This is a genomic window from Pseudomonas karstica (assembly GCF_009707515.1).
Lineage (GTDB): Bacteria > Pseudomonadota > Gammaproteobacteria > Pseudomonadales > Pseudomonadaceae > Aquipseudomonas > Aquipseudomonas karstica.
In genome coordinates this window covers 229,301-235,416 of the sequence record NZ_WLYI01000004.1, presented here as the reverse complement: position 1 = coordinate 235,416, position 6,116 = coordinate 229,301, and the positions used below count along the sequence as shown (strand labels likewise).

5 protein-coding genes are annotated in these 6,116 nt (G+C 60.6%); all 5 read left to right on the top strand.

What is annotated here, in order from left to right; genetic code table 11:
• The coding region (locus GIR22_RS05105) for an RraA family protein (RefSeq protein ID WP_343039635.1) at positions 1 to 723 on the top strand (723 nt) is incomplete at its 5' end.
• A gap of 73 nt (positions 724 to 796) precedes the next feature.
• A complete protein-coding gene (locus tag GIR22_RS05100; protein ID WP_154742261.1) occupies positions 797 to 2,239 on the top strand; it encodes a TldD/PmbA family protein in 1,443 nt (480 codons plus the stop codon).
• Positions 2,239 to 3,555 (top strand): TldD/PmbA family protein, encoded by a 1,317-nt coding sequence (locus GIR22_RS05095; protein WP_154742260.1) that lies wholly within the window; start codon positions 2,239 to 2,241, stop codon positions 3,553 to 3,555. Before GIR22_RS05100 ends, GIR22_RS05095 begins: the two co-directional genes overlap by 1 nt.
• 205 nt (positions 3,556 to 3,760) lie before the next feature.
• Positions 3,761 to 4,651: an alpha/beta fold hydrolase gene (locus GIR22_RS05090; protein ID WP_154742259.1), complete on the top strand. Its 891-nt coding sequence runs from the start codon at positions 3,761 to 3,763 to the stop codon at positions 4,649 to 4,651.
• 35 nt (positions 4,652 to 4,686) lie between these two features.
• Positions 4,687 to 6,114 (top strand): multidrug transporter subunit MdtD, encoded by a 1,428-nt coding sequence (gene mdtD / locus GIR22_RS05085; protein ID WP_154742258.1) that lies wholly within the window; start codon positions 4,687 to 4,689, stop codon positions 6,112 to 6,114.
• The last annotated feature ends 2 nt before the right edge of the window (positions 6,115 to 6,116 follow it).

Below are 6,116 nucleotides of genomic sequence, written 5' to 3'. Positions count from 1 at the left end.
GCACCTGCCTGGCCACGAGGCTTTCTCATGTTTGATGTCGTTTCTTCGAGCAAATGGCCTACCGGCTTCCTGATCAATCCAAACGTTGAACCCCTGGATCCAAAATGGCTGAAGGAGTTCAGCAAGATCCCTGCCGCGGCCGTCAGCGATTGCCTGGGCCGTAACGTCGGCGGCCTGGGCCTCAAGGCCTTCCACGGCAATGCCCCCATGCTCGGCAGTGCATTGACCGTACGCGTACGCCCGGGTGACAACCTGATGATTCTCAAGGCCATGCAAATGGCCCGCCCGGGCGATGTACTGGTGATCGACGGCAGCGCCGACCTGACCCGCGCTGTGTTCGGCGGCATCATGCGCGCCATGGCCCTCAAGGCCGGCATCGTCGGCGTAGTGATCAACGGCGCCCTGCGCGACCTCGACGAATGGCAGACCGGCGAACTGCCGGCCTACGCTATCGGTGGCGTCCACCGTGGCCCCAGCACCGACGGTGGCGGCGAAATCAACGTGCCGATTTCCTGTGCAGGCATGCTGGTGATGCCCGGCGACCTGATGATTGGCGACGGCGACGGCGTGGTGGCGGCGTCCCGCAGCGAACTGCCGGAACTGCTGGTGCGCTGTCACGACCTGCTGGCCCGCGAGAAGGCTACACTGGCGGCTATCGAAGCCGGCACCCTGGACCCTGATCGTTTTGACGCCATCCTGCGCGCCAAGGGTTGCCCGGTCTAAACTTCCGCGCCCGGGCGTTCCCACGCGCTGTGTGGGAACGCCCCGTGGGAACGATCTCAGGAGAGAACGGTGTATGTTCGACGCCCACCCGCGACTTAAACAACATTTCTCTGCTTTACGCACTACCGCCGAATTTTTCTCCCTGCGTTACGTGCGCGAATCCGGCCAATACTTGTCGGTGCGCAAGAACGTCGCCGAGCCCCCACACCTGAGCCACGACGAAGGCGCCATGCTCACCGTGCGTCTCAACGGTGTCGAAGCCTACGCGGCCACCAACGATATCTCTCTGCCCGGCCTGCAAGCCGCTCTTGAGCGGGCCGAACAGCAGGCCCGGCTGATCTTTCCCCACGCCCTGCTCGACCTGCGCGACCAGCCAGTATCCAGCGACATCGCCGATTACCTGTCGCCAGACCTCGAGCAGGCGTTCCCGTCCTTGAGCGATTGCTACCAACTGCTCGGCAGTGAATCCTGTGCGGTACCCAAGGACGAACGCCTGGTGAACTGGGAAGCCAACCTGGGCATGACCCACGTTGAACAGATCTACCTCAATAATGCCGGCGCCGAGTTGCGCCAGGCCCAACGGTTCGTTTATCCAGGGTTGAGCGTCACCGCCTACGACGGCAACGACAGCCAGACCCGCACCCTGGGTGGAACCAACTTCGGCCAACAAGGTGGTGCAAATGTCATCAGCCGCTTCGGCCTGGTTGGCGCCGGCCCCAGGATCGCCGATCAGGCGCTGCAGCTGCTATTGGCACCGAATACACCAGAAGGCTCCCGCGACCTGCTGCTGACGCCCGACCAGATGATGCTGCAGATCCATGAGTCCATCGGCCACCCGCTGGAGTTGGACCGCATCCTCGGAGACGAGCGCAATTACGCCGGCACCAGCTTCGTCAGGGCCAGTGATTTCGGCCACCTGCAATATGGCTCCAAGCTGCTGAACGTGACCTTCGACCCGGACATTCCCGAACAGCTTGCAAGCTACGGCCATGACGACGACGGAACCCCCGCCAGCAAACAATTCCTGATTCGCCAAGGCCTGCTGCTCAAGCCCTTGGGCGGTGCGCTGTCGCAGTACCGTTCAGGCATGGGCGGTGTGGCCAATAGCCGCGCCTGCAGTTGGAACCGGGCGCCCATCGACCGTATGGCCAACCTCAATATCGAGGCCGGAGACCAGAGCCTGGCGCAATTGATCAAGGGCATCGAGCACGGCATCCTCATGTCGACCAACCGTTCCTGGTCAATTGATGACGCGCGCAACAAGTTTCAGTTCGGCTGCGAGTGGGGCCAGTTGATTGAAAACGGCGAACTCAAGGGCGTGGTGAAGAACCCCAACTACCGGGCAATTTCCGCACAGTTCTGGCGCAAGCTCAGCGCCGTCGGTGATGCCAGCACCTTCCAGGTCCTGGGCACGCCAAACTGTGGCAAAGGCGAACCCAATCAAGTCATTCGCGTCGGCCATGCGTCGCCGGCCTGTGTGTTCAGCAACGTCGACGTGTTTGGGGGAGATGCCTGATGAACACCTTCAAGGCCCTGGTGGACTGGCTCAAGCAAGCCATCACCGACACAGAACAATTCCACCTCGGTTACGCGGCAGAGTCGTCCGAGTTTGTGCGTTTCAATCATGCCCAAGTGCGCCAGGCCGGCCACGTGCAACAGGCCAGCCTGAATTTGAAATTGATCCTTGATGGGCGCCATGCCGACCTCGGCATCACCCTGGCCGGCGAACCTGAACTGGACCGCCAGCGCCTGGCCGACGGCCTGCAGCAACTGCGCAGCACCTTGCCGTTGCTGCCCCAGGATCCGTATCTGCTGCTCAACCACAATGCCTGGCAGAGCCAGGACACACAGGACCACCCGCTGCCGGAACTGGCCCAGGTACTGAAAGAAATCAGCCAGGCTGCCGAGGGTGTCGACCTGGTGGGTTTCTATGCCGCCGGCCCCATCAGCCGGGGCTTTGCCAGTTCGTCGGGAGCCTTTGGCTGGCATCAGGCCAACAGCTTCAACTTTGATTTCAGCCTGTTCCATGCAAATGGCGAAGCGGTAAAAGCCAGCTATGCCGGGGACGACTGGAACAGTGCGACCTTCGCCCGGCGCTTCCAGCAAGCACGTGAGCAGCTTGAATTTCTCGGCCGCCCGCTACACCCCCTCGCGCCTGGACAGTACCGCGCCTACCTGGCACCGGCGGCGCTGGAAGAAATCATCGGCATGCTCACCTGGGGTGGCTTTTCCGCACAGGCCATTGCCAGCAAAGGCAGCCCGCTGCAACGGCTGTACGCTGGTGACCAGGCGCTCAGCCCCTGGGTGTCCATGGACGAACAGGTCAGCGGTTCCCTCAGCCCAGCGTTCTCGCGCGACGGTTACCCGCGCAGCGACGTGAAACTGATCCGTGCCGGCAAGGCCGATGAGCGCCTGGTCAACTCCCGCAGCGCCGCCGAATACGGCTTGAGCACCAACGGTGCGCAAAGCGACGAAACCCCCAGCGCCCTGCAAATGGGCGCCGGCACCCTGGCCCAGGCCGATATCCTCAAGCAACTGGGCACTGGCCTGTACATCAGCAACCTGTGGTACCTGAACTACTCCGACCAGCCAGCCGCACGCCTGACCGGTATGACCCGCTTCGCGACGTTCTGGGTACAAGACGGTGAAATCAAGGCACCGGTGAGCACCATGCGCTTTGATGACAGTGTCTATCACCTGCTGGGTTCGCAATTGGAAGCATTGACCCTGGATCGCGAACTACTGCTGTCGGCCAGTACGTATAGCCAACGCAATACGTCGTCCAATCTGCTTCCAGGGGCGCTGGTCAAACGCTTGACCCTGACCCTGTAGATGCGGGGACGCCTGGTTCTTTGCTCGCACCAGAACCCCCGTTCTAGACACCTGGCCGCTCGGCCAGTTGTCGCATTCCAAAAATCTCGTTATAAAGATTGGTAGCATCTAGCCACATCCTCGCGGTAAAAATAACCCCACCCGCAGCTCACTTGTCCCAAGTGATGCATGACCTTGCTCGAAAAAGGGCAAGCTGGAGCGTGACATGAACCAAGGAAGTTTTGTCATTGAAAAGCTGTTCAAGCACTACAACATTCACGTAGAGCAGCTTGGTAACAACCCGCAAAAGAAGACCGTCCTGATGGTCAACGGCGCGCTGTCCACCACCCGGTCATTCGCACGTACCAGCAAATGCCTCGCCGAGCACTTCAATGTACTGATGTTCGACTTGCCATTTTCCGGCTATTCGCGTCCCCACAACACCGACCTGGACCTGGTGACCAAAGACGATGAAGTGGAAATCCTCCGTGGGTTGGTGGAGCGTTTCCAGGTCAACCATCTGGTGTCGGCGTCTTGGGGGGGCATCTCCACGCTGCTGACCTTGGCGCGAAACCCGCCCTCCATCGAAAGCTCGGTGGTGATGGCCCTGGCGCCTAACCTTAACCAGGCGATGTTGGAGTATGTGGAGCGGGTTCGGGTATTGATCGAAGCAGATGACAAATCGGCCGTCGGCCACCTGCTCAATGAGACCGTCGGTAAATACCTGTCGCCCAGGCTCAAGCGCAACAATCACCATCACCTGTCGAACATGGCCACCACCGAATACCGCCAGGCGCGCTTCCATATCCATCAGGTGCTGCAAATGGGGGATGGCAACTACCTGCCGCAACTGTGCCAGATCGAAACTCCAGTGCACTTTCTCAACGGTACGCTGGACGAGTACACGCCAGCTGACGAGGCGCGATGGTTCAAGCACTATGTTGGCCGCAGCAGCTTCGCCACGGCTGAACACACTGGCCATTTGCTCGATCTGGAGTCCCGCGAATCGGCCCTCGCCGTGCATCGGGAGTTGATCGACTTCCTCGTGGGCAAAGACGTATCGCTGCCAGGCATAGACCAATCGCCAGTGGGAAAAGGTGTAGGCGATAGCGCATAATCGGTACTACATAGCTTGCTAACAAAAGGGCTCTCATGCCGAATCGCGTCCCGCTCGATGCCAAGACCGCCCGCTGGTTACCCTGGGTGGTAGCAATTGCCTTCTTTATGCAGTCGCTGGACGGGACGATTCTCAACACGGCACTGCCAGCCATGGCTCGGGACCTCGCGGAAAACCCTCTGCGCATGCAAGGGGTGGTGATTGCCTACATGCTCACTGTCGCCTTGCTGATCCCGGCCTCGGGTTGGATTGCCGACCGCTTTGGCACCAAGAAAATTTTTTTCGGGGCGATCATGCTGTTCAGCATCGGCTCGCTTCTGTGCGCTTTATCCAGCAGCCTGAGCATGCTGGTAGGCGCCCGGGTGATCCAGGGGCTCGGTGGTGCACTGATGTTGCCGGTCGGGCGACTAGTGGTGCTGCGAGCCTACCCGCGCTCGGAACTGGTGCGCATCATGGGTTTCATTACCATTCCGGGACTGCTCGGCCCGTTGCTCGGCCCGACCATGGGTGGCTGGATGGTGCAGTACCTGACCTGGCACTGGATCTTCCTGATCAACTTGCCGGTAGGCATGATCGGTTGTTACGCCGTGTGGAAATTCATCCCCGACCTGCGGGGCAGCGAACGCACGCGTTTCGACAGTATCGGCTTCCTGCTGTTTGGTGCAGCGATGGTACTGATCACCATCGCCATGGAAGGCCTGGGCGAATTGCACCTGCCACACCTGCGGGTGATGTTGCTGCTGTTCGGTGGCCTGGCCTGCCTGGCCGCCTATTGGCTGCGAGCCGGGCATATCGATAATCCGCTGTTTTCACCCGTGCTGTTCAAGACCCGAACCTTCGCCGTAGGCATTCTGGGGAACCTGTTTTCCCGCCTGGGCAGCGGCGCCCTGCCATTTCTGGTACCTCTGCTGTTACAGATCGCCTTAGGCTACTCACCGTCCGAAGCCGGGATGAGCATGTTGCCACTGGCCGCGGCAGCGATGTTCGCCAAGTCCATCGCCCGACCGCTGATCGAGCGCCTGGGCTATCGCGTCGTCCTGACCGGCAATACCTTATGCCTGGGCATCATGCTGGCGAGCATGGGCCTGGTCAGCGAACACACACCCTACCCATTGCTGCTGGTCATGCTGTCTGTTCTGGGAGCGATCAACTCCTTGCAGTTCACCGCCATGAACACTGTCACCCTGATCGACCTCGACGACGCCCAGGCCAGCAGCGGCAACGGTTTGCTGTCGGTGGTGGCGCAACTGTCCCTGAGCCTGGGAGTGGCCTGTGCCGGCGCCCTGCTGGGCGGGTTTACCGCCGAGACGGGCAACGACGGGGTCAATACGATACTGGGTGCGTTCCAGCTGACTTTTCTCACCGTGGGTATTATGACGATGCTGGCGGCGGCGATCTTTTTGCAGCTGTCGCCCAAGGATGGCCGACGGGTAGTCAGTCGCGAACACGATATTGAGCATTAAGA

Coding starts and splice junctions, on each gene's coding strand:
- GIR22_RS05100 (WP_154742261.1), top strand. CDS start 797: ATGTTCGACGCCCACCCGCGACTTAAACAACATTTCTCTGCTTTACGC.
- GIR22_RS05095 (WP_154742260.1), top strand. CDS start 2,239: ATGAACACCTTCAAGGCCCTGGTGGACTGGCTCAAGCAAGCCATCACC.
- GIR22_RS05090 (WP_154742259.1), top strand. CDS start 3,761: ATGAACCAAGGAAGTTTTGTCATTGAAAAGCTGTTCAAGCACTACAAC.
- mdtD (WP_154742258.1), top strand. CDS start 4,687: ATGCCGAATCGCGTCCCGCTCGATGCCAAGACCGCCCGCTGGTTACCC.